At 62.7% G+C, this 26,040-nt stretch carries 23 protein-coding genes; 12 read left to right on the top strand and 11 right to left on the bottom strand.

What is annotated here, in order from left to right; all coding sequences use genetic code 11:
• Positions 1 to 9 precede the first annotated feature (9 nt).
• From SINAC_RS00775 to SINAC_RS00765, 3 genes are all read right to left on the bottom strand, one after another.
• On the bottom strand, positions 10 to 708 hold the full coding sequence (locus SINAC_RS00775; RefSeq protein ID WP_015243800.1) for a GNAT family N-acetyltransferase: 699 nt from the start codon (positions 706 to 708) through the stop codon (positions 10 to 12).
• A 513-nt stretch (positions 709 to 1,221) separates the two neighbouring features.
• On the bottom strand, positions 1,222 to 1,542 hold the full coding sequence (locus SINAC_RS00770; RefSeq protein ID WP_015243799.1) for a hypothetical protein: 321 nt from the start codon (positions 1,540 to 1,542) through the stop codon (positions 1,222 to 1,224).
• A 151-nt stretch (positions 1,543 to 1,693) separates the two neighbouring features.
• On the bottom strand, positions 1,694 to 2,335 hold the full coding sequence (locus tag SINAC_RS00765; RefSeq protein ID WP_015243798.1) for a short chain dehydrogenase: 642 nt from the start codon (positions 2,333 to 2,335) through the stop codon (positions 1,694 to 1,696).
• A 92-nt stretch (positions 2,336 to 2,427) separates the two neighbouring features.
• On the opposite strand from SINAC_RS00765, the gene SINAC_RS00760 reads away from it, so the two are divergent.
• Entirely contained in the window at positions 2,428 to 2,946 is a 519-nt protein-coding gene (locus SINAC_RS00760; protein WP_015243797.1) for a DUF1648 domain-containing protein, read from the top strand.
• 25 nt (positions 2,947 to 2,971) lie between these two features.
• Here SINAC_RS00760 and SINAC_RS00755 read toward each other — a convergent pair whose 3' ends face one another.
• Together SINAC_RS00755 and SINAC_RS00750 are read right to left on the bottom strand one after the other, a co-directional pair.
• Positions 2,972 to 3,439: a cupin domain-containing protein gene (locus SINAC_RS00755; protein WP_015243796.1), complete on the bottom strand. Its 468-nt coding sequence runs from the start codon at positions 3,437 to 3,439 to the stop codon at positions 2,972 to 2,974.
• 67 nt (positions 3,440 to 3,506) lie between these two features.
• Positions 3,507 to 3,926 carry a hypothetical protein gene (locus tag SINAC_RS00750; protein WP_015243795.1) on the bottom strand — a complete coding sequence of 140 codons (420 nt, stop codon included), beginning with the start codon at positions 3,924 to 3,926 and terminating at the stop codon, positions 3,507 to 3,509.
• Positions 3,927 to 4,279: 353 nt separating this feature from the next.
• Between SINAC_RS00750 and SINAC_RS00745 the strand changes: the two genes are divergently transcribed.
• Positions 4,280 to 4,978, top strand: a complete 699-nt coding sequence (locus tag SINAC_RS00745) for an SDR family oxidoreductase (protein ID WP_015243794.1) — start codon at positions 4,280 to 4,282, stop codon at positions 4,976 to 4,978.
• 312 nt (positions 4,979 to 5,290) lie between these two features.
• On the opposite strand, the gene SINAC_RS00740 is transcribed toward SINAC_RS00745, so the two are convergent.
• Positions 5,291 to 5,848 carry a sugar O-acetyltransferase gene (locus SINAC_RS00740; protein WP_015243793.1) on the bottom strand — a complete coding sequence of 186 codons (558 nt, stop codon included), beginning with the start codon at positions 5,846 to 5,848 and terminating at the stop codon, positions 5,291 to 5,293.
• A gap of 287 nt (positions 5,849 to 6,135) precedes the next feature.
• Between SINAC_RS00740 and SINAC_RS00735 the strand changes: the two genes are divergently transcribed.
• From SINAC_RS00735 to SINAC_RS00725, 3 genes are all read left to right on the top strand, one after another.
• Positions 6,136 to 7,581, top strand: coding sequence for a DUF1501 domain-containing protein (locus SINAC_RS00735; RefSeq protein WP_015243792.1), 1,446 nt, complete (start codon positions 6,136 to 6,138; stop codon positions 7,579 to 7,581).
• 51 nt (positions 7,582 to 7,632) lie between these two features.
• Complete coding sequence (locus SINAC_RS00730; protein WP_015243791.1) at positions 7,633 to 9,123, top strand: hypothetical protein; 1,491 nt, start codon at positions 7,633 to 7,635, stop codon at positions 9,121 to 9,123.
• Positions 9,124 to 9,471: 348 nt separating this feature from the next.
• Entirely contained in the window at positions 9,472 to 11,349 is a 1,878-nt protein-coding gene (locus tag SINAC_RS00725; RefSeq protein WP_015243790.1) for a glycosyltransferase family protein, read from the top strand.
• A gap of 87 nt (positions 11,350 to 11,436) precedes the next feature.
• On the opposite strand, the gene SINAC_RS00720 is transcribed toward SINAC_RS00725, so the two are convergent.
• Positions 11,437 to 12,825: a DUF1501 domain-containing protein gene (locus SINAC_RS00720; protein WP_015243789.1), complete on the bottom strand. Its 1,389-nt coding sequence runs from the start codon at positions 12,823 to 12,825 to the stop codon at positions 11,437 to 11,439.
• A 304-nt stretch (positions 12,826 to 13,129) separates the two neighbouring features.
• On the opposite strand from SINAC_RS00720, the gene SINAC_RS00715 reads away from it, so the two are divergent.
• The 4 genes from SINAC_RS00715 to SINAC_RS00700 all read left to right on the top strand — a co-directional run bounded on the left by SINAC_RS00715 (position 13,130) and on the right by SINAC_RS00700 (position 15,459).
• Complete coding sequence (locus SINAC_RS00715) at positions 13,130 to 13,486, top strand: hypothetical protein (protein ID WP_015243788.1); 357 nt, start codon at positions 13,130 to 13,132, stop codon at positions 13,484 to 13,486.
• Between the two features lie 342 nt (positions 13,487 to 13,828).
• Positions 13,829 to 14,062 (top strand): hypothetical protein, encoded by a 234-nt coding sequence (locus tag SINAC_RS00710; RefSeq protein WP_015243787.1) that lies wholly within the window; start codon positions 13,829 to 13,831, stop codon positions 14,060 to 14,062.
• Positions 14,063 to 14,130: 68 nt separating this feature from the next.
• Positions 14,131 to 14,685, top strand: a complete 555-nt coding sequence (locus tag SINAC_RS00705; RefSeq protein ID WP_020467083.1) for a hypothetical protein — start codon at positions 14,131 to 14,133, stop codon at positions 14,683 to 14,685.
• Between the two features lie 213 nt (positions 14,686 to 14,898).
• The gene (locus tag SINAC_RS00700; protein WP_015243785.1) at positions 14,899 to 15,459 is read left to right on the top strand and encodes a thioredoxin family protein; all 561 of its coding nucleotides are present in this window, start codon (positions 14,899 to 14,901) and stop codon (positions 15,457 to 15,459) included.
• Positions 15,460 to 15,540: 81 nt separating this feature from the next.
• On the opposite strand, the gene SINAC_RS00695 is transcribed toward SINAC_RS00700, so the two are convergent.
• From SINAC_RS00695 to gyrA, 4 genes are all read right to left on the bottom strand, one after another.
• Positions 15,541 to 16,791, bottom strand: coding sequence for an alpha/beta hydrolase (locus SINAC_RS00695; RefSeq protein WP_015243784.1), 1,251 nt, complete (start codon positions 16,789 to 16,791; stop codon positions 15,541 to 15,543).
• 325 nt (positions 16,792 to 17,116) lie between these two features.
• Positions 17,117 to 17,743: a nucleotidyltransferase family protein gene (locus tag SINAC_RS00690; protein ID WP_015243783.1), complete on the bottom strand. Its 627-nt coding sequence runs from the start codon at positions 17,741 to 17,743 to the stop codon at positions 17,117 to 17,119.
• A 53-nt stretch (positions 17,744 to 17,796) separates the two neighbouring features.
• Positions 17,797 to 18,945 (bottom strand): hypothetical protein, encoded by a 1,149-nt coding sequence (locus SINAC_RS00685; RefSeq protein WP_015243782.1) that lies wholly within the window; start codon positions 18,943 to 18,945, stop codon positions 17,797 to 17,799.
• A 308-nt stretch (positions 18,946 to 19,253) separates the two neighbouring features.
• Positions 19,254 to 21,926 carry a DNA gyrase subunit A gene (gene gyrA, locus SINAC_RS00680; RefSeq protein WP_015243781.1) on the bottom strand — a complete coding sequence of 891 codons (2,673 nt, stop codon included), beginning with the start codon at positions 21,924 to 21,926 and terminating at the stop codon, positions 19,254 to 19,256.
• Between the two features lie 427 nt (positions 21,927 to 22,353).
• Here gyrA and SINAC_RS00675 point away from each other — a divergent pair, with 427 nt between their 5' ends.
• The 3 genes from SINAC_RS00675 to grpE are packed head-to-tail and all read left to right on the top strand — an operon-like array spanning position 22,354 to position 26,003.
• Entirely contained in the window at positions 22,354 to 24,900 is a 2,547-nt protein-coding gene (locus SINAC_RS00675) for a tetratricopeptide repeat protein (RefSeq protein WP_015243780.1), read from the top strand.
• A gap of 6 nt (positions 24,901 to 24,906) precedes the next feature.
• Positions 24,907 to 25,200 carry a DnaJ domain-containing protein gene (locus SINAC_RS00670; protein ID WP_015243779.1) on the top strand — a complete coding sequence of 98 codons (294 nt, stop codon included), beginning with the start codon at positions 24,907 to 24,909 and terminating at the stop codon, positions 25,198 to 25,200.
• A complete protein-coding gene (grpE, locus tag SINAC_RS00665; RefSeq protein WP_015243778.1) occupies positions 25,197 to 26,003 on the top strand; it encodes a nucleotide exchange factor GrpE in 807 nt (268 codons plus the stop codon). The genes SINAC_RS00670 and grpE overlap by 4 nt, the downstream gene beginning before the upstream one ends.
• The last annotated feature ends 37 nt before the right edge of the window (positions 26,004 to 26,040 follow it).

The following is a 26,040-nucleotide window of genomic DNA, read 5'->3' as shown; positions in this document are numbered from 1 at the left end:
TCCCAAGCACTAGGCACCAACGACTGGGGCCATCCCCGAACGCCTGATACAGAGAAGCGGTAGATCGCAGCGAGCGACGAATCCGAGCTTCTCGTAGGCGGCCCTCGCGCCATTGTTTTCGCCGTCAACGTGGAGGAACGGCACCAGGCCTTCGCGAAAGGTCGCGTCGACGAGCCAGGTGACGAGTCGGCGGGCATAGCCCTGGCCCCGGTGGTCGGGGTGAGTGCAAATGCCACTGATCTCGCGATGGCTGAGGAGGCCCATCCGCTGGCCCGCCATCGCGATCAGCCGGCCATCCCGACGAACACCGACATAAGTCCCCAGCTCGATCGTCCGCGGCCGGAAGTATCCGGGGAACACCAGCGCCGTCAGCTCGAGCATGTCCGGCACGTCATCCGGCCCGAGCACAGCGCAGTCCTCACCTTCGCTCACCGTGCCGACGCGTCGTTCGCAGACCATCTGAGACACCAAGGAACGGCGTTCGACCTCCAAGCCGGCTGGCAACGACAGCTCCACGCCGATCATGTAGAGCCGCTCACCGGGCATTGCCAAGTCGAGCATCTCCGCCCCCGCATCGACGCCAAGCTCGGTCGCGGCAGCCGCAATGAACGGCGCAATGTCGGCGGGATACCGCTTCACACGCCCACCACCCAAGGCGAATCGGGCCTGCCGGGTCACAAGGGCACTCCAGATCGGATTGTCGAGCATGGTTCGTCCAAGGTTCGAGAAAATCCCAAAACGATGGCAAACGCCCAGACGACTTGGGCCAACCGCCGGCAGGGAGCTTTGACCACCGTGGGACGTGAGGACTCCGAGCCGGCAAACGGCTGGGAAACCAGACCGGAGGTTCCCGGATCATATCCGGTGAGTGACCTTGTTCCGAGAACCGAGCGATCCGAATCACCATCGCCAAAAGCGATCCCACTCACGGTCCCGTTGCTGGGGTCCGACTCACGGGACAGCTTCATCGATTACGAATATGAAGACTCAGCAGAAACGCGAAACAAATGAAACACAAGTTAAAACCAGCAAGAATCCAAGTCCGAAGGGGCCATGAAAGCCCCAATGGCCAAGCGCCGGGTGGCCCGGCCAACGGAGAGGCCGTGATCGGACACGAAGGCCTCCCCGCACAAGAAAGGGCGACTTGCGCGGTGAGGGGCAGGGGGAGGAGATGGGGATCCGATCGTGGGGGTGATCGTTTTCAGGCGGGCGTTTCAAACGTCAATAGAGGCGGGTGACCTCCGGGGAGGACCGGATGATATTGCCGTCGCTGTCAGCCGCCAAGAAGTAACTTTGAATGATCTTGGAGGACGTGTATTCCTTGCCGACGACGACGTTCACCCGGTAGCGATCGTCCCAGAGCGGTCGCACGTGGATCGCCAGCAAGTCGGCCGGGGAGCCGAGCGAGCGAACCACTTGCTTTCGGATCAGATCCTGCAGCCTGCCCTGCGTCACGGTACCGAGGTCTTCGGCAGGCGTCGATGGGGGCGTATTTGGCTTCGTCGGCCGCCGTGCGTCCGGAGTAAGGTCTGGGGCGCTCATCGGCGATCCTCATTTCATCGGGGTTCCACCACCGTCCCTCAGCACACTATCGAGCGATTATCGACTAAATTATAAAATATGGCAACTCTTTATTTATCAGGTTGGGCACTCCTCACCCAAACCGCTCGCCCGGGAGGCTTCCTTGGCAGCCTCAGAAAACGCGGTAGACCTGGCCCGTTTGCCGGCCCTCGACGCTTCTCCTGAATGCCAAGGCCGCTCGGGCGGCCGGCACGGGCTCAAAACCAGGGAATAGCGCCTGGATTGCGGGAGACGCCTCGACGAGCAGATTCGGGCTGACGGCGTTGATCCGCAACCCGCGAGGCAGTTCGATCGCCGCAGCGCGGACGAAGCCCTCAAGGGCCCCGTTCACCATGCTGGCCGACGATCCTCCGACGATCGGCTGCTCCAATGTGATGCCTGTAGTCAACGTGATCGAACCGCCGTCCCGCAAGTGGTCGCGGGCGGCCAATGCGAGATTGACCTGGCCGAGGAGCTTGCTCGTCAAGCCGAGCGTGTGCCGGGACTCACCGATCGCCGCCGCTTGGAAATCCTCCAACGGGGCGAACTCAACATGCCCCGCGGCAGACACGACCGCATCGAACTCGCCCACTTGCGCCAGCGCATCGCGGATACTGGCCGCGTCGCTCAGATCAAGGCGGAGATCGCCCGACGTGCGTCCCGCGCGGATGATCTCATGCCGCGCTCCGAGTTCGGCCGCGATGGCGCGACCGAGAGTGCCGGTCGCCCCCACCAGCAAGACACGCCAACGAACCGCTTGGTTGCCTTTCATCATGGCTTTCTTCGCCTGAGTTGGAGCCGAACACTCGAATTGTTTAAAATCAGAGGTTCGATTCGAATGCACTCGCCATGCCGTTGAGGAGCGCCATGAACCGTCCCAAGCCCGCCATCGCCACGCTGGTCATCCTCTACGGCCTTTTGGTCGCCCTGGTTATGGTAACCTATCCGAAGTTGCCCGAAAGGGTCGCGACGCATTTCGGATTCAGCGGCGAGCCCGACGGCTGGATGTCGCGCCCGGCCTGCGCGGCGTTCACCCTGGGGGTGGCCGCCTTGACCGCCTTGATCTGCGCCGGCTCAACCTATCTCGCGCGGTTCTTCACCGACTCCGCGATTAACATCCCGAATCGGGCTTACTGGCTGGCACCCGAGCGTCGACGAGAAACGTACGACAAGATCTTCAGTCTCGGCCTCTGGATCGCCTGCCTCACCACGGCGCTCTTCCTCGCCTTCCATATGCTGGTCGTCCGGGCCAATCAAGCCAATCCCGTCCGCCTTCCGACAGGCGAAGGGTGCAGTTTGCTGCTGGTGTTCCTGGCCGGAATCGGCGGAATCATCTGGTTCTCCGTAACCCGGTCATGGCAGGCCCCGAGTGAGGATGCGATTTGATTGAGCGTGCCGGGCCGGCCGTTGTTCAGAACCCGTTCAGAATTTCCAGGCCATACTTTGGCGTAGCCTCGATCAACCTGGCGATATCCTCCGGCGTCGGGGGAATCGGCGCATCCTCACGACTCTGAAGCCGCGTGCCGACTTCGGCGAAGAACTCTTCCAGGCCGGCGGGCGTGATCGTGACAATCATCCGGCCGGGGGTCGAGCCGACGTTCGTGAAGTTGTGGGGGATATCGCGGTGAGCGAAGAGGAATCCACCGGCCGTGACGCGGATCGGCTCGCCGGCCACGATGAACTCGAACTCGCCGTCGATGACGTAGAACGCCTCGTCCTCACGACGATGGACATGCGGCGGCGAACCGCTCCCCGGCGGCACGAAGAAATCGAGAACAGCGTAAGCGCCACCGGTCTGAGCGCCCGTGAGCAGGAACGTGTAGCGGTCGCCGACCACCGAATAGACGTCGTAGTCGCCAGGAGCGTTTGTCGATTTCATAGCGGGCCCAAAAAATCGGTGAGGTGAAAGGGGATCGGAGAACGTTCCACAACCAGGCATCAACGATTCAAAAATCGAGCAATGGATCACTCATGGGGTGGTCGAGTCGTTTGAGCTCGTCAGCTTTGGATGTTTCCTTGGAATGCCATCCGAACATGGCCAGCTTCTCCCTGCGTTTGAAGTGATGCCAGTTACGAATCGTGCCGATCGCCTCATCCCAGGTGGTTGTTGTGAACTGGCGGTAGCGCCGGGTGGCTTCCGGTTGCTTGTACGCGAGCACCAGAGCGTCGATCTCCGCAGCCTTCACGGCCGCGTCTCGCGCTTCGGCGACGTCTGGCAGATCATGGGCCGGTCCTAAATCCAGGGACGCCAAGTGCTGTTTGGCTAACTCCGCACCACGGGACTGGATTAACGAACGGAGCTTGTCGGGGGCTAAGCTCGTCCAGACGTGCCCGCACGATAAACAGGAATGCAAAGGGGCCGCCATGCTCACCCCCTCCTTCACACCAAAGGAGCGCATGCAGCGAGGAACAAAGGTGACCTGAGTCGTCGCCCCAGACGCATTCCAGGAATCGCCCTCGAGGATCTTCGTCCCACCACATTGCAGACAGTGAGTGGCTTCCATTGGCAATGGCCCCGGATGAAGCGGGTTCCCATAAACGGGATCTTTTGACTCAAGGTTACCCGCATCAATCCCTCGTTCCAATATGACAGACCAGGGTCGCCGAACACCCTTTGTCTGTTCAGCACGCGCCAGCCCGAATAACCTTGATCTCTTTGAGTCGAGACGAGCAGCGCCCACGTTGGCGACAATTCTCGAAGCTCGGGAAGGAGCGAAGGATGGTCCAGGGAACGCGGAAAATCATTCTGATCACAGGAGCCACCCGCGGGCTCGGCCAGGCGATGGCGGCTGGATTTGCCGGTCTCGGTCACACCGTCGTCGGTTGCGGGCGAACGGCCAGCGCGGTTGAGCAACTGCGTGAAGAGCTCGGCGCACCGCACGACTTCAAGGCGGTTGACGTCGCCGACGATGGGCAAGTCAAAGCGTGGGCGACAGAAGTCCTCAAACGATTCGGTCCGCCAGACCTGCTGCTCAACAACGCGGCCCTGATCAACGGCAATGCACCGTTGTGGATGGTCGCGGCCGACGAATTCGACCGGGTCGTCGACGTGAACCTCAAGGGGGTCGCCAACGTTCTCCGCGCCTTCGTCCCGGCGATGGTCGAGCGGCAAAGCGGAGTGATCGTCAATTTCAGCTCGGGCTGGGGCCGTTCCACCGCACCCGAGGTCGCCCCCTACTGCGCGACCAAGTGGGCCATCGAGGGCCTGACGCGAGCGCTGGCCCAAGAGCTCCCGACGGGCCTGGCCGCCGTCCCGCTGAACCCGGGGATCATCGACACGGAGATGCTGCAGAGCACCTTCGGAAGCCGCGCGAAGCATTTTCTCAGCCCCCAGGCCTGGGCCAAGATCGCCGTGCCATTCCTGCTCACGCTCGGCCCGAAGGACAACGGCAAACCGCTCTCCGTGCCGGGACAATGAGAGTGGCCTGGCCTGGCACTCGCAAACCCCGGCTGGACGCCGTTGATCGTGGGAGCGTGAATGAAATGATACCTCGTGGGGAGAATTCCACCGTCAACTCGAACATCATCGCGCGTTTAATCGTAAAATATCTAGCGGCTGTCGACTGTGGGTTTCCTTCGTCCAGGAGGTGCAAGGCCTGTGGTGTGCTCAACGGCAATCTGGCGTTCTTCGGAGCGGGAGCAGAGTTGGGATTGCATCGCACGTCACAAGCGGGCCTGCACCATCAGGGACGAAGGATTTGAGAGTCCCCGGCTCTCGCCGGGGGGAGTGTCAATCGGTAATCTCCCGGATGACGCGGCAGGGGTTGCCGGCGGCGACGACCCCCTCGGGGATGTCGCGCGTGACCACGCTTCCCGCGCCGATGACCGAGCGCGAGCCGATCTTGACGCCGGGGCAAATGATCGCGGCACCGCCGACCCAGACGTCGGAGCCAATTTCGATCGGCTTGGCAAACTCCGTTTTGCGCCGCAGTTCGTGGTTCAGCGGGTGGGTGGCGGTGTAGATCTGGACCGAGGGGCCGAACAGGGTGTAGTCGCCAATTCGCACATGGGCCACGTCGAGTACGACGCAGTTGAAGTTAAAAAAGACCCGTTCCCCCAGCAGAATGTTCGAGCCGTAGTCGCAGAAGAAGGGAGGCTGCATCAAAACGCTCTCGCCCCCCGCTCCAAACAGGTCACGGAGGATCCGCTGGCGCTCCTCCTGCTGGGCTTCCCGGGTGGCGTTCAATGCCTGACACAAATCGCGCGCGCGATCGCGTATCACACAGAGATCAGGGTCGAGGGGGTCGTACATTTCCCCGGCCAGCATCTTGTCTCGTTCGCTTCGCATCGAATCTCCGAAATATTTAAGATTTCCATCCGCCCTCCGAAACGAGGAGGATTCTTCTCGGCTTTGGCTTTGTGCAGGCAAACGGCGTTCCTCATCAACTCATCCGATCACTGTCGATGTTGTTTTAAAATGCGACTCCAGGGCAAGGATATTCTCCGAACTTCATTGTTTAACGATTCAAGCCTATTCGAGCCGTGACACTAGGGTCTTTCCCTTGTTTCATTCTTGGACGATCTGGGTATGATAAGTTTGAGAGACTCGAATTTGGCCGCGGAGTGAATCAGTTTATGCATGCAGCACACCGCGGAGGCCCAACGGAAACGTTCCAGGGGCGATCCCGGCGTGAATTCCTGCGCGCGGGGGGCCTGGGACTGCTCGGGCTCGAGCTCCCCACGCTGCTGGCGGCACAGAGCCTCTCGCGCTCTCCGCAGTTGCCGGCCAGCACCTTTGGCCGGGCCAAAGCATGCATCATTCTATTCATGTGGGGTGGGCCGGCTCAACAGGACACCTGGGACCTGAAGCCCGACGCTCCCGAGCAATTCCGCGGCGAGTTCCGGCCGATTGCCACGAACGTTCCCGGAATCTCCATCTCCGAGCACTTCCCCAATCTGGCCCGCCAGGCGCATCGGCTCGCCATCATCCGGTCGGTGCATCATGGCGATGTGAACCACACGACGGCCACGCACGAACTGCTGACTGGCAAATCGATCCCGACCCCCGGCGGCGGCCCGATCGGCGACGACTGGCCCCACTACGGTGCCGTCCTGGCACGGAGGGATCGCGGGAAGGAACGAACCAGCTTACCGCCGTTCGTGCAGATGCGTCCGACCGTCCCCGACGGTGCCCCCCGCTTCGTCGAGTCGAGCCACGGCCAGGGGGCCGGCTGGCTGGGACCGACGCTCAACCCATTCACGATTGATGACGACCCGAATCGTCCGGATTACCACGTCGGGGCGATCCGTCTTCCCGACGACGTCGGTTCGGGGCGGTTCGGCGATCGCCAGCGCTTGCTCCAGACTGTCGAGGTGCAAGCGCGGCATCTGGAGCGGTCAGCGCAAATTCAGGCGCTGGAAGCCCACTACAAACGTGCCTACAACCTTCTTACCGCAAGGCGTGCGCTCGAAGCGTTTGACCTGGAGCGTGAAGATCCACGGATTCGCGCCCGTTATGGTTTGCACCCGCACGGCCAAGCGGTTCTCCAAGCACGCCGACTCGTGGAGGCGGGTGTATCTTTGACGACCGTTTTTTGGCAAAATGATGGACTGACGAACGTGAGCGTGTATTGGGACACGCACAACCGCAATTTCATCGACTTGAAGACCCGTCTGATGCCAGCGAGCGACCAAACGTTCTCGGCCTTGCTCGACGACCTCGACGCCCGCGGCCTCCTCGACGAAACCCTCGTGATCTGGACGGGTGAATTCGGCCGCACGCCCCGTGTGGGGCAGGGGGTGGTGGGTGGAGCCGGGGCGGGACGAGATGGCCGCGACCACTGGCCGCACTGTTTCACCACCGTTCTGGCCGGCGCGGGGATCCGCGGCGGCATCGTTCATGGCGCATCCGATCGCTGGGCCGCGCACCCGGCACGTGACCCTGTCACCCCCTCCGATATTGCCGCGACGGTCTACCACCTGCTCGGCGTCGACCCTGCGCTGGAGTTGGCGGACTCACTCGGCCGGCCGCTCCGCCTGTGCTCGGGCACGCCGATCCACGGTGTACTCGGTCGGGCTTAACCCCCCTTGCGGGGGAGCTGCACGCGAGAGATTGAGGAAGAGACTCGTTATATGACCCCATCCTTGGAACGGCTTGCTGAGTTGGTGCGGCAGGCCGAAGCGAAGAGCCGGGCCAAGAAGCTCGGCGCTGAGACACAGCAGGCGGCCGAGCAGTTCCGCACGGCCGAGGTTCGCGCCAACCGCGCGGCCCAGCGGCTCCGCGAGGTCCGGCCCGTCCGGATCCGCGAGCTCGAGCAGGCCGAAGTCGACGAGCAGCACCTCAAGGAACTGGTCCGCAAGCTCGCCCAGTACAAGGCCGCTCTCGATTCCGACGCCGACCCCGAAAACCTGATCGCGGACGCGCAGACCGAGATCGAGCGTAAAAAACGTGAGGCACAAGCGGAAATCGAGTCGGTCAGCCGTGAGTCGGACGAGGCCAGGCGCGAACTCCGCACGGCCATGGACCACTACCAACAGCTCCGCCGCGAGCTTGACCGGCTCCAACCCCAGCTGGCCGATAAATTCTCGAACGAGGACCGGCTGCTCTGGGACGCCGAGATGCACTTCCCCGGCGGCCAGTTCCAGACGCTCGCCCGCGAGGTCGAGGCAAGCCTGAATTATTTCGGGATGCTCGGCAAGCTCGAGCAATATTCCCAACTCAAAATCTGGATCGGCCGCTTCCGGATGCATCAAGCCGCCAATGATGGCGAGATGACCGAGGAAAACCAGGCCCTCTCGCAACGCACCTTCCACCAGCTCAAGACCCTCTCCAAGCAGTACGAGCCCGGTTACATCGAAGCGTTCCGGCACGACTTCCACACCGACTGGGCCGCCTACGTCGCCGAGGCTCAGGAGCAATTACTCCTGGCGACCGAAACGGCCAGGCGCTCCAAAGACTGGGAGCAGCAACGCCAGGAGAGCCAGGCCCGCGACCTGGAACGCCAGCAGTTGAACCGCGAGGCAGGGCTGGCGGCCCTAGAAGAGCTTAAGGCCCTGATGGCGCGGACCTCCCTACCGGATGAAGGAGTTGAGGAGTTCCTCATCCAGTTAAAGCAAGTCGTCAGCGGCCTCGGCGCATCCGACCCCACGCTCCTGGAACTGGTGATGCCCTATCGCGAGGTGATCTCCGGAGGCAACGGCTTGCGCGCCTTACGCCGGAACCTCGACCGGATTCGCCAGGAGGAATCCAAGGATGACGACACCCTCCAGGAACGTTACGAAGACCTCATCTCGGCCACCCAAGGGTTGCGGGTCCTGATGATCGGCGGCAGCGTTCGCGAGGATGTGCGCCGAACCTTGCAACGGCTCTTCGAATTCGACAAGCTCGACTGGGAGCCGTACGAGGACGCCAAGCCCGCAATGCTCGACTCGATCGAGCGCCGGGTCCGCAACCACGGGGTCGACCTTGTCTTAATCCTCAAGAGCTTCATAGGTCACCACGTACCTGAACGGCTCCGCCCTCTTTGTGAACAGCAAGGGATCCCTTGCCTCATGGTCGAACGCGGCTACGGGCCAACCCAGGTCGGCGAAACGCTCCGCCGGGGCCTGCTCAAGTCGGCCTGAGCGGAACCCGGCCCAACGCCCTTTCTGCTCTCAGGCACGCTTGAGCTTCCTGACCTGGCACTTTTCGCTTGCCTCCAAAGACGAGCGGGGAGCGAATCGTTCCCTGTCTTTGATGTAGGTTTTCGCAAGGGCGAGTGCAAACAAAACAAAAAGAAAGAGAGGGCGCGATCCGCTCCGCCCGCCTCTTGGGAATCGAAAAATAGGAAGGATTTGCCCAGCGCACAGCCGGCCTGGCAAACCACCCGGCAAGAAACTCTCTCCCCCGTTGCGCGCGATTGTGGTAAGGTGCGCCAGATCCGTGGAGTTATCAGGGAGTAGGGAGTTGTTTTTGAGAAGGTGGGTCGTCGCATGATGCCAAGGCTGGCGACGCGGCCGAAGCGTGAGAGCTGGAGCAGGGCCGAAGTGCCGATCACTCCGGCGCGACCCCTGGTGCGCCCCGCGCCTCGGTCGGCGATGTTCTTTCCCTTGGTCGTACTGGTGGCGGTCCTGCCGGGCCTCTACGCACTCAATAGCTGGGACCTCAACCCCCCAGGCCCCTGGTGGGGCCTGCGCGGGCTGGCGGTGCTCGACGGCATGGTCGTCGACCAGGTCCCGGCGATCGCGAACGTGAAGCCGATGCACGAGGCCCGCGCGTTCCGGGCGGTGGCCTTCCAGCCTCCGCTCTACGCCTGGCTCGAAGCGGTCGGCCTGGCGCTCAGCCCCGACCTCGATCCACGGGCCACCGTACTGCCCAGCTACGTGGGGGGAATCCTCGTCGTCGTCCTGATCTACCTCCACGGCCGGCTCTGGCATGGGCCCGGCCTCGGCCTGATCGCGGCGCTCTTGATGGGGTTCAACCGAAACCTCCTGATCCAGATGCAGGAGGCCACCCCCACCACCCTGGGCCTGGCAGGCACCCTGGCGGCCTTGCTCTGCTACGGCTGGCATTTGCGGGCCGGAGCGGACTCCGCGCCGTTCTGGGGTTGGTCCGGCACAGCGGCCTCGACCCTCCTGGGGGGCCTGTCCCTGGGCCTCGCCCTGATGTCGCTCGGCGGGCTCGGCCTGATCTGCATTCCGGTCATCCTGCTGCACCAGGCTTACCTCCATGCCGGGACGCCCACCGGCGGGCGGGCGGGACGCTGGTGGCTGTCGTGGCGAAACAACCCGAGCCTGATCGCCGGCGCGGTGGCGCTGGCAATCGGGCTCGCGCTGGCGGCCCCCTGGAACATCCGGATGTATGCCACCTACGGGTCGCAAATCATCACGGCGGCCCTGGCTCCGCTCACTCCCCACAGCCAGCAGAGCACGGGCCTCCTGGGCCGCCTGGTGGACCTCGCCCCCGCCACTCTGCCGCTAGGGATCTACGCGGCGGTCCGAATGATCCGGCTGGGCCTGACCGACGAGAGCGACGACCGGGAAGTCGTCGGCGGGGTGTTCTGGGTGCTCTGGCTCGCCGTCGCCGCCCTGGTGCCCACCCTCTTGCCAAGCGGTCCGCGACCCGCGCTCGGCCTCTTCCTGCTCGCCCCCTTGAACTTACTGGCCGCGCGAGCGATCACCGACCTGGCGAGCCGGGAGATCCCGATCCGGACCCTGACCTGGCTCGCCCCCGCCACGGCCGTCTCGATCGCCTGGTGGGCCAGCGCCAACCTTCGCGGAGCGATGGACGACCTCGCCCACGCCCGAGCCGACTCCGCCACCGCCCTGGGTTTGCACCTGGCCCTCGACCTGCTGGTGGTCGCCGTCGTGATCACCCGAGGCCTCGATCGCTGGGCGAGGCGGCGCGACGACCGCCAGCGCCAGGTCCTCGGCGGGTTCCTGGCCACCGTGCTAATTGTGACGGTTGCCGCAGGAATCAAGGAGATCTGCTTCCACCACAAAGAGACCGACGACCTGTTGAATCTCCGCGCCATGATCCTCCGCCGCAACCGCGAGCAGCCGTTCGATCTCGTGGCCGTGGTCAGCCCCGAACTCAGCCGCCAGTCCGAAGAAGGCTCCGCCCCCGGCGGCCGGCTCCGCTTCATCCTCCGCTCCGCGCTTCCCCACCTCAATCAACTCGACCTGACCAGCACCGACGACCTGCTCGCCCTGCCCAAAGGCCAGCGCCTGGTCATCCTGGCCGGCACCGGCCAGCGCCTCTCCTACGCCGTCCAGTCCCGCCTCGGCCTCGAAGCCATCCACCCCGGCCGATCCGGCGTCCTCGATGCCTTCGCCACCGCCACCGTGATTGCCGAGAAACGCTCCAAGTAACCTACCGCGACGGCGCGCAAACGCTGGGTATCGGCGGTCCGATTCACGTTCGGTACCGCCCTTACTTACCGAGCACTTTGAGAACGCTCAGACGCTCGCCGCCGTGAACAAGGGGGCGATCACCTGGCCACGGTTGAGCTGAAGCGGCCGAGCCAGTTGGTCAGTCACGGTACTTTCGTGGTCGACACCCAGAGCCTGGTAGATCGTCGCCCCGAGATCCGACGGGAGGAATCCCTTCGAGGCAGGGTAAGCACCCATCTTGTCGGAGCGACCGATGACCTGGCCGCCCACAACGCCGCCGCCGGCGAACAAGGCAGAGAAGACGCCGGCCCAGTGGTCGCGCCCCGACTTGTGCTGGGGCAACCCCTGGCTGTCCTGCCCGATCCGAGGGGTCCGGCCGAACTCACCAACCATGATCACGAGTGTCTCGTCGAGCATGCCCCGCACATGAAGGTCGTCGAGCAAGGCCGAGACCGCCTGATCGAGTGGCGGTAGAAGCCTCGTCTTGAGCTGTTCGCAGTTCTCGGTGTGCGTGTCCCAATTGTTCATATGGCCCATGTTGGCCTGAACGATCGGCACCCCGGCGCCGATCAAGCGGCGGGCCAGGAGCAGCGATTGGCCGAACATGTGGCGGCCATAGCGATCGCGCGTCTTCGGGTCTTCGCGATCGATCTCGAAAGCCTGCTTCACCTTGCCCGAGGTCAAGAGCGAGAACGCCTTGTCCTGGAGCCCCGACCAGCCTCCCCGAGACACCTTCGACAGAGTTTCAGACTGCCCGTCGATCTCCGCCATCAGGGAGCGGCGGTTGTCGAGCTTCTGTGCGGTCAGGCCGACCGGGAGAGCAAACTCCTCAATGCGGAACTTGGGGTCGTTCGGGTCTTGCTTGATGTGCCAGGGGTCGAACTTCGGGCCGAGCACCCCCGCATTCTGTCCCGAGAAACCATAGCCGTTGTTGAGGTAGGTTGGCAGCATCACGCCGTTGGGAATGCCGTCCTCGCGCGGTCGGAGGAAGTCGAGCCCGGAGGCGTAGCTGGGCCAGTCCGACCGCGAAGCCATATGTGTAGCCCCCGGCGGCATCTTGTCGATGCCCGTGAGCATCATGTGGGTCGCGTGCTCGTGGCTCGGAAGGCCGTGAGTCATCGAGCGAACGATGGCGAACTTGTCGGCATGCGCCGCCAGGCCGGGCAGGTGCTCACAGATCTGGACCCCGGGGGCCTTGGTGGCGATCGGCTGGAAAGTCCCCCGGATCTCCTCGGGCGCCTCGGGCTTGGGGTCGAACGTATCGATCTGGCTCGGAGCGCCGGTCTGGAAGATCAAGAGAACCGACTTGGCCCGAGGCCCCCCCGGCGTCGCCCCTTGACTCGCGCGCGACCAGAGCGACGGTAGGCCAATGCCGAGCAGCCCTGAGTACCCCACCTGAATCAATTCACGACGGGTCAAACCGACTGCATGCTGATGGCGTCGTCCGTTCCCCATGCTCACAGCCCCCTCCGTTTCGGTCGGTGCCCTCGTGCTCATCCACCAAATGTTACACCAACATCCATCAACTGGCCAGCCTGTTGCCGATCGCTCCCCCTCGACCCGAACGGTTGTGTAAAAAATGACGGCAAAAGGCATTCGCGTTCATGAAGGCCCCCTCAAACACGCGCTGGGATTTCCCTGGTACTGGGTTGACAGTCAGAACCCCATAAGACATCATGCCGATCGATTTTGTCGGAATTAACCCTCTCGTGGTTATCCGACTCTCTGTTTCCAGAAATTTTCAAAGGTGCACGTTTCTATGAACAACCGGCGCACATTTCTGTTGGCACTGCTCTCCGGCGTTGTGGCTCTGGGCTTGGTCGCCGGGTCGGCGCTTGCCGATGAGTTGCTCGGAGTGATCTCCAAGGTCGACGTCGAAGGCAAGAAGGTCACCGTCATCGAGAACGGGAGTGACAAAGAGGTTGAAGTTACCGTCAAGAGCGACACGGAATTCGTGAACGCCAAGGGGGCCGCCGCCCCCATCGACCTCGAAAAGGTCTCCAAGAACGTCGCCAAAGTCCAGGAAAAGGGACGCAAGGGGATCAACGTGGTCGTCACCCACGACAAATCGGTCGCATCGAAGATCACGGTCTCGGTGAAGAAGAAGAGCAACTGAGACTCGACAACGGTGAAGAAACCGCACCGATTCAAGGGGCATAGAGGTCCTCGCTCATCAAGAGCGGGCCTCCATGCCCCTCTTCATTTGCATTCCCCCCCTGGGATCACGGGCGACCCACCCGCAGTCCCAGGGAAAAGGAAGACCGTTCCTGGCAAAGGCCACCTCTTCAGCCTCAACCCTACCCACCTCAACTGGTCTCTTGTCTCCTTTCCTGATGTTCAGTACACTTGTGAACGTAAGGTCCTAGGCAAAGACACTCCTGGGGAGGTTGTTTCCGCGCCGGCGGACGGATCGGCGGGTGCGGGGCCCTTCGCAACGCAGGCACGGAGGGGACCGGCGATGGCGATCCTGGTGGATGAGGTCCGGACGGAGCGATGTGCAATCAGGCCCTCGGTGCGCGAGGTTTGCCTGGTGGGGGTCTCTCGCTCGAACTCAAGTTCGGGTTGGGGGAGCGGGGATCGGGTGACGTTAGCGGGGCGGGCCTATCGGATTGAGGCCACCCGAGCCTGGGCGGGCCGGATGGACGAATCAGCGCACTACGTCCACCTGAGGGGCATTGACGAGCCGGACTGACTCGTCCGATTGGGTGGAGTTCCTTGATCCTCCGGCCCCCAAGCCCCAGGTCGACGATGCCCGCGCCCTTGCGAAGGAAGCCGTCATCGCTCCGCGACCGCGATCCGTCGGACCCGCTCCGCCGTGTGGTCGAACTGGCGCAGCGGGCGCGAATGATCCTGGACGTTTCCACCGCCGACCTCGAGGCTGCCGAGGTCACGCTCGGCCCGTTCCATCCCACCTCCTGGCACTTCCGCAACGCCTTGCACGAGGCCAGGCGGTCGTGGGACCGCCTCCGCGCCGAGTTCGGCAAGGCGACCCTTGAGGAGGCGCTGAACCAGGCCCCCTTGACCGTCCTGACCCTGGGAGCCGAGGGCCACGACACACCACTCGCAATCCTGATTCCGATCGCCGGCCAAACCTATCGCGTCCAGCAGGTGGGAGGAACCGAGCTCGCCCCGGTCCAGTGGCGGATCACCCGGCTGACCCCTCCGCTCGACGACGGTCCCTACTACGCCTGCCGCCTCCAGGACGGATCCACCCAGTGCGACTGCGCGGAGTGGACCTATCGGATTGCCGACGTGGACAATACCCCGGCAACCTGCAAGCACCTCGCCGCCCTGACCGCCCTGGGCTGGATTTGAGAGGGGGACACCCAATAATAGGGAGACGGATCGCCGTCTTCTGCCTCTCGATCCTCATCGACCCGGCGGGTGACGGACTTCCGACACTCCAGAACGAGCCCATCAGAGACATGGACACGTGCCAGGAGGCCGACGAAGTCGCGAGCCCTTCGCTGGATTGAGACGCGATCGCCCGAAAGTCATAGCCGATTTTATTCTTCAGGGTCCCCCGAAATGGATTGGTCGAAGATCTTCGCCGAGGCCTTGCCCTACACCGAGTTCCTCGACCGGTACGCAACCCCCGCGCAGCGGTCGCGGTGGGACGCCATGCACCCGCAGTTCTCGCTGAGCGCCGAGCAGACCGCATTGCTGGCGGGATTCGTGCGGCGGATGCCGGTCCTCTGCCTGGCCGGGGCCTGGTGCGGCGACTGCATCAACCAGTGCCCTGCATTCGACCACTTCGCGCAGGTCTCCCCAGCGCTCGAACTCCGGTTTCTCGATCGCGATGCGCAAACCGAGGTCCGCGACGCCTTGGCGATCAACGGGGGCCATCGAGTCCCGGTCGTTGTCTTTCTGAGCGAGGATGGGCAAGAGGTCTCACGCTACGGTGAGCGGACCCTCTCGACCTATCGCAAGCTCGCCATCGACCAACTCGGCGCAGCCTGCCCGACGGGCCTCGTCCCCCCCTCCGCCGAAGCCACGGCCACGGTTACCGCCGAGTGGCTCGCCGAATTCGAGCGTGCCCAGCTCATCCTCCGCCTCTCGCCACGGCTCCGCCAAAAATACAACGACTGACGAGGGCAGCCAACCCAGACGAGCGAGCGAACGGGGAGTGATCCGCTCCCCGTTCGCCTCAGAATTCCAAAACATCCTCATTCACTTCTTTTCGTAACCGCGCCAGAGCCAGCGAAGCGAATCGGGCAAGATCGCACGGCCATGCTTATTCGAATGAAACCCTTGGCCGTAAGCAAACTCATAATCATAGTCTTTGAACTTCAGCGACTTGGCCATCTGCTGGTTGGCGAGCGGCCAGTTGCCGTTGTTGTTATCCAGGTCATTGGATCCGTCCTGAAGGAACACGCGGATCGGCTTCTTATCCGTCTTGCGGATCATCGCCTCGTAGTTGTGGCCCCCCTCGCGACCGGTCTTACCGCTGGCGATGTTGGTGAAACTGCCGACCCATGAGAGGACCTTGCGGAACTCGTCGGGGCGTTCCCAAGCGACCGTCCAGGCGCAGATGCCGCCGCTGCTGGCCCCGGAGATGGCCCGGCTATCGGGGTCATGGCGAAGCTTGACCGTCTTTTCGACCTCGGGGAGGATCTCTTCGAGGAGGAACCGTGAGTAGCGGTCGGAGAGGGTGTCGTACTCGACGCTCCGCTGGCCCCGGCCCTGTTCGCCCGGGCCGTCGCCCGGGTTGATGAGGATGGCGACGGTGACCGGCATGTCGCCGCTGGCGATCAGGTTGTCGAAGACGGTCGGGACGAACTCCCGATAGCCCCCGCCATCCTGAAAGACCATGACGCAGGCCGGGGCATCGTCTTTGTACTGCGCCGGGACGTAGACCCACCAATCGCGGCTTGTGCCGTCGAAAATCTTGCTCTTCCAGGCCGGTTGCTGGGTGAGCTTGCCCTTGGGCACGTCGGATCGTGGCACGCTGTCGGGATGCGTCGCGTAGACCTCAAGCTGGTCAGCGCCACGCTGGTTGGGTTTGAGGACCCGCTCGACCCGCTTGCCGGAAACCTCGTACGCCCAGCGCATCGCCGCCCCGTCCGGCAGCGGAACGGTGGCCGCGTAGACGTCGGTCATACCGACCCGAACCAGCGGCAGGCTGAACTCGCCCTCAAGAGCGACCACCCGAGGCGCAACCCCTTCGCCCGGCACTTCGATCGCCCAGGCCACCTCCAACCCGTCGACCTTGGGGTTCACCCCCTTGAGAAGGTTATCCTTGCCGAACCAGGCGCGAAGTTCCTTCGCGAGCTGCTCCGCATCCTCTCCCTTGGGCTGAGTGACCAGCCGCTCGCTGAGCGCCTTGGGCGTCAGACTCTCTTCCTTGGGAGCCGCCGACGCGGCCCCCGCAAGGCCGAGAATCAAGAAAAGGCCGCCCCTTAGCATGCTCCGCCATCTCATTGTCGTTGTCCTCCCCGTAACCCAAAGACGCGGAGGTTCACCCTGGTTTCTCCCCCCGCGACGTTTCACCAGACGGTTGTCAGCTCGGGGTGGGTGGAAGTCAAGAGGGCACAACACAAACGCAAAACGGCCTAATCACAAATCAAAACAATTTAACATATCCAAAATAATCACCAATTCTACAGGGTAGGCCTTAGCCTGCCGTCCCCCGGGACGGTGACAGGCAAAAGCCCTACCCTGCAAGAAAAGACAAAGACGGGTGGGCCATACCGACCCGAGTCGTGCAAGCTCAAGCCCATTCAATCCAAGGAAGCCGCCGAGGGAATCAAGGCTCGTACGGAGTCTCTTGGAGTCCGTTCCACAGTTCGAGGAATCGCTCGCGGACGTAGGGATTGAGCGAAGCCGCAAACTCTGTGGGCAACTGCCGCGTCTGAATCAACGCCACCACGTCGGCGAAATCCTTGAGCCTAGCAACCCCGCCCGTCATACCTGAGGCCAGTTTCAGCTCGACGAGTTTCGGAAGGTCGAGGTACGAGACCCCCGCAAACTCGATGCGGGCTTCGGTCGGGTCGGGAAAAGCGACTGGCTTCGGCTTACCGTCGCCTGGATAGTCGCCAGCAATCAAAAACTCAATGCGCACGCCATGCTCGGCGTCGCGGAGGTTCTTACTTCCCGGAAACGGCGGGACGTAGCCGAGCCCCTCCAACCGCTCATGAATGGTCTTCAAACCTTCGCGAGTCACGAGGATATCGACATCCTCGGTGAACCGGCGAAAACCATGCTTGAACAAGGCCATGCCACCCGCGATCGCGTAAGGTACTCCCAAAACAGTGAGCCGGTGAGCGATCTTGAGCAAAGCATCCTGGACGGCGCTCTTCTCCTCGAAATGCCGACTCCCTTCGCTCAAGGCCCACCCCCAATCCTGGTTCAGACGCTGTTCGTAAGTCGGCATGGCTCGCCTCACACACCACAGCATGGCATAGCCTGAACCGGCCTGCCGACCGATCAGGAAACCGGAATCAGAGGATCAACGATCTCCGGCTCAGCCGGTGAGCTCACAGCAGAACTTGAAGCCACAGGATGAAGTTGTCGCTGCTGATCCCAGGCCACCTGAAGGAGATCGCCCAGCAACTCGAGATCAGCGTACGAATCCAGGTTCACGCAAGACCATCCCAGTTGCGAGACCATACTCTGCAAGGAAGGGACGAGTTGCTGCGTTTGTTCCAACGGGATGGGCACCCAGACACAGGGGCGTTTCCGATCAAAATAGAGTCGGCATATCACCCACGTGCGACGTTCGGGCAAATGGATTTTGAAGTAGGAGAGCGTATCTTCATAGGCAATTGGACGATCGCCGCCAAGCAAGCGTTGAATGGTTGCAAAGCCATCGAGTTCTTCCTTGGTCGTTTCGATCTTCGGCTGGGTACTCACTGGGGTTGCATCGCTCAACGAGGGACTGCTCAAAACCATCGAAAGCATGCGCTGTTTGACCCATTCCTCGAGAGCGTTGGCCACAACGGGCTTCCAGAATTCCAGGACTGTCTTTGTCAGCATCCGTGTTTCGATGTTGGTAATCGCGATTTTGACAAACTCGAATGACGGCTCCAGCAGTCGACTGAGTTCCCCGACAAGCAGGTTCTGCGCGTGCTTACGCTCCGCGAACGTCCTGATCAGTTGGGGATTGTATTGGGATTTCTGAAGGAGGGTCAGAAAATCGAACGGAGGCTCGTCATCGGACAGAACATCCCATTTGATGAACGGCTCCTTGTCCATCACATTCGCGTGCGCAACATCGGTAAAAAAACGCCACTGAACTCCATTGGTCAGGATGCCCAGCTTGACGTCGGTCGACTTCGCGAAGTAATCCCCTAACTGCTCGTCGTAACCGGGAAGCTTCTTACCGACTTCCTTGGCCTCGACAAAGAAGATCGGCCGGCCCCCTTGGAAGAAGGCCCAATCGATGGGCTTGACCGACCGACCTGGGCCAAAATCGGTGCGGTATTCGGGAACGCATTCGCGAGGGTCGGTCAGATCGTATCCAAGGATCGTGAACAGAGGGCCTATCAAACTTTGCTTGGTCGCCTGCTCATTGCCTCGTACGTGGTCGGCGAGTTCTCTCACGCGCTTCACGTAGACACCGATCGCCTCGCTCATCTGATCCCCCATTTCGAATCATTTTTGCCATCACACTCAAATCCAATTGTTTGAACGGCAAGCGTTCGTCCATGACGTTTATTATCTTCACACCACCAAATTGAGAAGTCGAGACTTTCTTGCCGGCTTACTGTCCTTTCACCTCACCAACGGGTCATCCCTGACCCGCGGTCTCGAGCGATTTCCGGATGCCTGAGATTCCGCATTCCCAAGCGAAGCAAGAATGCGGGCGGGGCGACCCGCCCGCGGTCCCAGGGAACGCAACCGATTCAGGAACCGGTCTCAGGCATCCTCAAGCGGTTTCAGCCTCAGGCCTCCGGCTCGCTACCAGCGTCCACCTCATCGATATGGTCACGAGCCTCGGCCTCGGCAACGCCGTCGTCCATGATATGGGCCGTTTCTCCATCGACGGGGATGGCATCGGCGTGGAGCCCGGCGGCTTCCACTTCGGCTTCAACATCGGCCGTCAGCTCCTCTTCGGGGAGCTTGGCGAGGCTGCTGACGCTGTCCCCTTCTTCGACGCGGATGAGACGGACACCCTGGGTATTCCGGCCGATCTCGCGCATGTCGGCGACCGGGGTGCGGATCAGGATCCCGCTGGTCGTCGTTAGCATCACCTCGTCGGCTTCGGTGACCTTGGCGATCGCCACCACCGGGCCGTTGCGGTCGGTGGTCTTGATGTCGATCAGGCCCTTGCCGCCTCGACGTTGCGAGCGGTACTCGGTCAGGATGGTCCGCTTGCCGAACCCCTTGGCACAGACGGTCAGGATGCTCGCCGGGTCGTCCTCGCCGTTGGCGACGATCATGCCGATGACCTCGTCATCGTCGAGCAGGCCGATCCCCCTGACGCCGTGCGCGGGGCGGCCCATGGCGCGGACGTCGGACTCGTCGAACCGGATCGCCATGCCCTGGCTGGTGCTCAGGACGACCTGGTCGCCCGCCTTGGTCCGGGCCACGCCGATGAGCTGGTCACCCTCATCGAGCCCGAGGGCGATGATTCCCCGGCCGAGCGGGCGGCTGAACGCCGTCAGCTCGGTCTTCTTGACCGTCCCTCGACGGGTGACCATCATCAGGCACTCGTCTTCATTGAACTTGCGGACCGGGATCAGACCGGTGATCTTCTCCCCCTCGGCCAGTTGCAGGAGGTTGACGATCGCGCGGCCGCCGGAGGTCCGGGCCGCCATCGGCAGGTCATAGACCTTGAGCCAGTAGACCTTGCCCCGGTCGGTGAAAAATAGGATATAATCATGCGTCAATGCGACGAACATCCGCTCGAGGAAGTCCCCTTCCTTGGTGTTCGCCGCGGTGATCCCCCGGCCGCCGCGGTTCTGGGCGCGGTAGGTGCTAGGGGGGAGGCGTTTGATGTAGCCGTCATGGGTGACGGTCACGACCATGTACTCCTCGCGGATCAGGGCTTCCTTGTCGTAGTCGCCCAGCTCTTCGAGGTCGATCACGCTCCGCCGAGGGTTGGCGTACTTCGACTTCAGTTCGCGCATATCCGCGCGGATCAGGTCGAGGATCACCTGCTCGTCGCCCAGGATCCGCTCGTACTCGGCGATATCCCGCTTGAGACCCTTGTACTCGCCTCCGAGCTTGTCGGCTTCCAGGCCGGTCAACTGCTGGAGCCGCATTGCCAGAATCGCGTCAGCCTGCATCCGGGTCAGGCTGGTAGCGGCCTTGGCGTCGGGATCGTCCAAGGCCCGGCGGAGAATCTCGGCCGAGACTTCCAGGCCCATCAACCGCGCCCGGGCCTCGACCGGATTGGCCGATGAGCGGATCACCCGGATGATCTCGTCAATGTAGGAGAGCGCAACGAGCAAGCCTTCGAGGATGTGGGCTCGGGCTCGCGCCTGGCGAAGCTGGAACTGGGTCCGCCGGCGGATCACGTTGACCCGGTGCTCGACGAAGAGCCGGAGGAACTCCTTCAGCGGCAGGGTCCGCGGCCGGCCGTCGACCAGGGCCAGCATGATCACGCTGAACGAGTCTTGGAGCGGCGAGTACTGGAAGAGCTGGTTGAGGACCACGTTGGGGTCCTCCCCCTTCTTGACCTTCACGACGATCCGGACCGGCTCCTTACGGCCGCTCTCGTCCTGGATGTCGGTCACGCCGGTGACCCGGTCGGTGTTGACCAGTTCAGCCAGCTTCTTGAGGAGCGGCTCTTTGGTGAGCTGGTACGGGATCTCGGTAAAGATGATCTGCGAGCGCCCGTCCTTCTGCTCTTCGATCGTGTACTTGGCGCGGAGGATCACCTTGCCGCGGCCGGTCCGATAAGCCTCGCGCACCGTGTGCCGGCCGCAGATGGTGGCACCGGTGGGGAAGTCGGGGGCCGGGATGATCTCGAGGAGCTCGTCGAGCTCGATCTGCGGGTTGTCGATCCAGGCGACGACCGCGTCACAGACCTCACCCAGGTTGTGGGGCGGGATGCTCGTGGCCATCCCGACGGCGATCCCCCCTGAGCCGTTGACAAGCAGGTTGGGGAACTTGCCCGGCAAGACCCGGGGCTCTTGGTGCTTCTCGTCGTAGCTCGGCTGAAAGTCGACAGTATCGAGCTTAATGTCCTCGAGCATCTCGGCGGCGACCGGGCTGAGCTTGGCCTCGGTGTACCGCATCGCCGCGGGAGGCAGACCGTGAATCGACCCGAAGTTCCCCTGCCCGGAGATCAAAAGGTGGCGCATATTCCACCACTGCGCCATGCGGGCCAGGGTCGGGTAGATCGAGTTGTCGCCATGCGGGTGATACCGCTTCATCGTCTCGCCGACGATCCCGGCGCACTTGCTGGTCGATCCCCCCGGGCTCAGGCCCAGGTCGAGCATTGCCATCAGGATCCGCCGCTGAGACGGCTTCAAGCCATCGCGAACGTCAGGCAGGGCTCGGCTGATGATCACCGACATCGCGTAGTTGAGGTAGCTCTCCTTGAGCTCCTCTTCGATATTGAGAGGCAAGGGCCGCAAGTGATCGGCCGGCGGTAAAGCAGTGCTCACAGATCCATCGCTCCCTCGTCGAACGCGCCGCCGTGCCCCAGGCCTTTCACAAAAGAATAGCGACCGCCCGGGCGCGCGATCTGGCAAGGGTTCAATTGTACCCGGTTCCACCCCCTCGACGCAACGTCCAAAATCTGATTTCACCGCACTTAAGTCTCAAATCTGCAAGCAGTTTGCGTTAGAGAAGACGCCCCGCTGAAACCGGCCCGAGGCGGCCGAGCAACCACCCACTCCGAACGACTAATCCTCACACATCGAAATCCACCCATCAACATAGCCCATTTACGCAATCAAGAATCCGACCGATTGCCGGATTACGGCAAGTTCTCTCCAGAAGCCGATCCTTATTTCCCGAGAATCAGGTAAAATTCTGAAAAGTGGACCTCTGGGAGAACCATGACGGGGCTGTCAACCAACGATACCACCTATGTCGAAGCACAAAGATCGTAAGCGGGCTGAGACGAAACAAGCCCCCGCGCAGGGTTCGCCCCGTCAAGAGGTCGAGCGTCTGATTCGGAAGGGATGGTTCAAGGACGCGGTCAAGCAGGCCAAGTTGTGCTACCGCAACGAGAGCACGCCTGAGAACCACCATTTGCTGGAACGCGCCTACTTCCTGAGGGCACAGCAACTTCACCGGGAAGCCATGCCGACGTCGGCGGTGGAGGTGACCCAGCACCTGCTCGAGTTCGGCGTCACCGACCCGGACCTGCCGTCGCAACTGGTTCCGCTCTTGCTGGCGGTCGGGCTATCGAACGCAGCGATGGCGATGGGGGAACGATTAGAATCGCCGGAGGACCGGGCCCGCCTGATTCTGTCGGCGGCCGACCAGGCCGTGCTCGATCCCAAGCGGGCCCCCGCCTCATTGACCGAGATCCGCGAAGGATCTGCCTTGATCCGAGGGGCGCTGGAGACGCTGGATGCCGGGGATGAGGCGGGGGCCCTCGACCGCTTGCGGAGCATTGCCCGCAGCTCACCATTTGCCGACTGGCGCTACTTCGTGCGCGGGCTGGCAGCCTTGCGCCGCCGCGACGACGAGCAAGTTGCCGCCAACTGGGGCCGGCTCGACACCGGGCGTGCGGCCGCTCGGATCGCGCAGACCCTTGGGAGCTTGATCGAGAAGCCCACGACGCCCACTCTCCCGGCCACGGCGACGGCCGCCGCCCCGAACCTGAAAGCCATCGAAGCCGCGGTGTTCGGCGAGCCGCTCATCCCCCAGCTCGAGCAATTGCAACAGTGCCTGAACGACGACCGATGGGACGATGCGATTCCGCTCCTGATCCAACTCCGTTTCAGCCTGCGGCGGATCGACCCGCGACTCGCCGAGCGCCTGACCCGGATCCTGCTCTGGCCTTTGATCGACCAGGCCGCACAAACCTCGTCAAGGGCGGCACGACAGTTGGTCGGGAGCTTCGTGAAAGCGGCCGAACCGTTGCCCATCGACCCGCGTTGGAATCGCCTCCGCGCGATCATCGCGGAAGGTCCGCATGGGGATTACGAGGAGTCTGAGAAGTTCTGGTATGCCTATCTCGAGGATCTCAAGACCCTGCCAACCCTCCTCAGCCCCGAGGAGCGCCAGCGTGCCCAGGCCCTGGTCTGGGCACATCTGGCGCACGAGTACGCCGAAGCAGCCGACCCGAACTTTGACGACCTGTTCGACGATCCGCCAACCAGCGAGGATCTCGAGTACGCGAAAAAGCGGACGATCGAGTGCCTGGAAGCAAGCCTCCAGGCCGACCCCACGTTCTTGACCGGCTACAACGCCCTCATCCACACCTATGAACACTGGAACCAGGCGGACCGGGCCGAGGCCGCCGCGAACCGACTCCTCACGGCATTCCCCAACCACTTCGAGACGCTGCTCTGGCTGATCAATCGTCACTTCAGGCAGGATCAGCACGATAAGGCGATCCCCTTGATTCAGCGGGCCCGCGTGCTCAAACCGCTCGACGAAGCCTTACGCGAGCTGGAATGGTCGGGGCACGTCGCCCTCGGCCGTCATCACGCCCTCAAGAAGCGATGGGACGAAGGTCGCGCCGAGTTCACACTGGCCGAGGCGGTCGGGTCCGAGCAGAGCAAGTCGTACCTCTACATGGCCCGCAAAGCGGTTTTCGAACTCAAAGCGGGCCAGGCCGACCGCGCCGAGGAATTCATCGAGGCCGCTCAAAAGCTGCTCGTCGAGCCCACTCCGCTCTGGCTCGCGATCCTGATCGAAGGCGCGCGCTACGGCCTCCCGAAAGCAACGTTGGAACGCTTCAACCCCCTCTGGGAGGCCGGGCTGGCGAAGAAGGGCAAGAGCGAGACGGCCGGGGCGCTGACAGATCTTCTCATGATCTATCTCGACGCGAAGGTCAGTTACACAGGTTGGAACAATCACGTCCACCAAGTGGTCGGCTACCTCAAGCGGTCGTCACGGGTCCACTTTCGTCGCGACGACCTAATCAATATCTGCACGTTCCTGCATCATGACTCCGTCAAAGCGAAGGAGCTGCTCGAGAAACTGGCGAAGCGCGGTCTGAAAAACTTCCCGGACTATGCCGGGTTCCCCTTCATGGTCGCCGTCATGGAGTTCGCGAAGGGACCGCGCAAAGCCAACCTGCGTCAGGTCCGGAAAGACCTCGAGAAGGCCCTACAGCTCGCCCAAACCTCGAGCAACCCCAGGGAAAGCCAACTGATCCCCACGCTCAAAAAGCTCATGTCGACGATTGAGGCCATAACCTCCCGCCAATTCAGCAGTCCGTTCGGAATGCCCTTCCCCGGCTTCGGAGGCAGAGGCGGATTCCCTCAAACTTTTGCCGACATGTTCGCAGGCATCGACATGGAACCTCCCTACGAGATGATCGATGACGATGAGGGCGAAGACGACGTTCCCCTCTTTGGTCGCCGAATCGACCCGGGTCCGTCGCCGGCCGGACCGAGCCAAAGCCCCCCCAAGAATCAAACGACGAAAAAGGCAAAGCCAAAGAAGAAACGGTGAGCCAAGATGAACGATCCTTACGAGATCCTCGGGCTGGAGCGTGATGCTGACGAGGCGGAAATTCGCCAGCGCTATCTCGCGCTGGTTCGCGAGTTTTCCCCGGACCGCGCACCCGAGCGATTCGCGGCCATCCGGGCGGCGTACGACGAGGTCCGCGACCCTCTCCAGCGGCTCGAGACCCAGTTGTTCAGGCTCAAATCCCACGACTCGATCGAAGCGATCCTGACCGACCTCCGCGCTCGGTTGCGGGACGCCCGGATCCCGATGGAAACCCTGCTCAAGCTGGCGGAGACGTCATGATCGATCGGGTAGACGACGAAACACTCCTCGACCGCTTCCGCCAATGGCTCCAGGAGGCTCGGGCCGAGGCCGAGGCACTGGATCACCCACCGGGGAGTGAGCCCCGCGAACCCGAGGCCGAGGTCCGGGAAGTCGGGATCTTCCAGTTGGTCGAGGAATTCACGGCCCTCCGGCACGAGCTCAAGCTCCAGACCCGGAGTGCCCGAGGCCTGCAAGAACAGAGCGAGTCACTTCTCGGGGCGATGCAGCAGGCGATCGACCAGTTCCGCTCGGTCGAACCCAAGGAAGCGCAGGCGGCCTGGTCGGCGGGCAAGCCGCTGGCTGAGGCCCTGGCCGACCTCGACGAGGCGCTGGACCGCGGTCGCGTCGAGATGGAAAAGGTCACCCCTCGTTTGATCGAGGAGCCGGTGCAGGCCGTTCAATCCGCCTTCGATGCGCTCTACGCCCGGAGTTCCTGGTTCCGGCGCCGCCTGCTCAAGTCCTATCATGAGCAGGTCAAGGAAATTGTCCGGGACAAAGGGCAGGTCCGCCGGGAACTCGTCGATGCCCTTCTCGAAGGCTACGGCCTGATCCAGGCCCGACTCCGCCGCGCCTTGAAGTCGGAGCGGATCCACGCCATCGAGTGCCTCAACAGGCCGGTCGATCCTGAGTTGATGACCGTGGTCGAAGTGGTCGAAGACCCCGACCGGCCGCCGGGGGTCGTCGTTGAGCAGATCCGCCGAGGCTACACCTGGCAAGGCCGGCTGCTTCGATACGCCGAGGTTCGAGCCTCGCGAGCCCCAACGCTCTCGGCTGACCCATAAACCAAAACATTTTCACGATTAAATTTATCTGCATTCA

Origin of the sequence: Singulisphaera acidiphila DSM 18658 (assembly GCF_000242455.2) — a bacterium.
Lineage (GTDB): Bacteria > Planctomycetota > Planctomycetia > Isosphaerales > Isosphaeraceae > Singulisphaera > Singulisphaera acidiphila.
The sequence above is the reverse complement of the archived record's forward strand: the minus strand, read 5'-3'. Positions and strand labels throughout refer to the sequence as shown.

Bases quoted from the DNA above. Each gene is read 5' to 3' on its own strand.
- SINAC_RS00775 (WP_015243800.1), bottom strand. From the start codon at position 708: ATGCTCGACAATCCGATCTGGAGTGCCCTTGTGACCCGGCAGGCCCGA.
- SINAC_RS00770 (WP_015243799.1), bottom strand. From the start codon at position 1,542: ATGAGCGCCCCAGACCTTACTCCGGACGCACGGCGGCCGACGAAGCCA.
- SINAC_RS00765 (WP_015243798.1), bottom strand. From the start codon at position 2,335: ATGATGAAAGGCAACCAAGCGGTTCGTTGGCGTGTCTTGCTGGTGGGG.
- SINAC_RS00760 (WP_015243797.1), top strand. From the start codon at position 2,428: ATGAACCGTCCCAAGCCCGCCATCGCCACGCTGGTCATCCTCTACGGC.
- SINAC_RS00755 (WP_015243796.1), bottom strand. From the start codon at position 3,439: ATGAAATCGACAAACGCTCCTGGCGACTACGACGTCTATTCGGTGGTC.
- SINAC_RS00750 (WP_015243795.1), bottom strand. From the start codon at position 3,926: ATGGCGGCCCCTTTGCATTCCTGTTTATCGTGCGGGCACGTCTGGACG.
- SINAC_RS00745 (WP_015243794.1), top strand. From the start codon at position 4,280: ATGGTCCAGGGAACGCGGAAAATCATTCTGATCACAGGAGCCACCCGC.
- SINAC_RS00740 (WP_015243793.1), bottom strand. From the start codon at position 5,848: ATGCGAAGCGAACGAGACAAGATGCTGGCCGGGGAAATGTACGACCCC.
- SINAC_RS00735 (WP_015243792.1), top strand. From the start codon at position 6,136: ATGCATGCAGCACACCGCGGAGGCCCAACGGAAACGTTCCAGGGGCGA.
- SINAC_RS00730 (WP_015243791.1), top strand. From the start codon at position 7,633: ATGACCCCATCCTTGGAACGGCTTGCTGAGTTGGTGCGGCAGGCCGAA.
- SINAC_RS00725 (WP_015243790.1), top strand. From the start codon at position 9,472: ATGATGCCAAGGCTGGCGACGCGGCCGAAGCGTGAGAGCTGGAGCAGG.
- SINAC_RS00720 (WP_015243789.1), bottom strand. From the start codon at position 12,825: ATGGGGAACGGACGACGCCATCAGCATGCAGTCGGTTTGACCCGTCGT.
- SINAC_RS00715 (WP_015243788.1), top strand. From the start codon at position 13,130: ATGAACAACCGGCGCACATTTCTGTTGGCACTGCTCTCCGGCGTTGTG.
- SINAC_RS00710 (WP_015243787.1), top strand. From the start codon at position 13,829: ATGGCGATCCTGGTGGATGAGGTCCGGACGGAGCGATGTGCAATCAGG.
- SINAC_RS00700 (WP_015243785.1), top strand. From the start codon at position 14,899: ATGGATTGGTCGAAGATCTTCGCCGAGGCCTTGCCCTACACCGAGTTC.
- SINAC_RS00695 (WP_015243784.1), bottom strand. From the start codon at position 16,791: ATGAGATGGCGGAGCATGCTAAGGGGCGGCCTTTTCTTGATTCTCGGC.
- SINAC_RS00690 (WP_015243783.1), bottom strand. From the start codon at position 17,743: ATGCCGACTTACGAACAGCGTCTGAACCAGGATTGGGGGTGGGCCTTG.
- SINAC_RS00685 (WP_015243782.1), bottom strand. From the start codon at position 18,945: ATGAGCGAGGCGATCGGTGTCTACGTGAAGCGCGTGAGAGAACTCGCC.
- SINAC_RS00675 (WP_015243780.1), top strand. From the start codon at position 22,354: ATGTCGAAGCACAAAGATCGTAAGCGGGCTGAGACGAAACAAGCCCCC.
- SINAC_RS00670 (WP_015243779.1), top strand. From the start codon at position 24,907: ATGAACGATCCTTACGAGATCCTCGGGCTGGAGCGTGATGCTGACGAG.
- grpE (WP_015243778.1), top strand. From the start codon at position 25,197: ATGATCGATCGGGTAGACGACGAAACACTCCTCGACCGCTTCCGCCAA.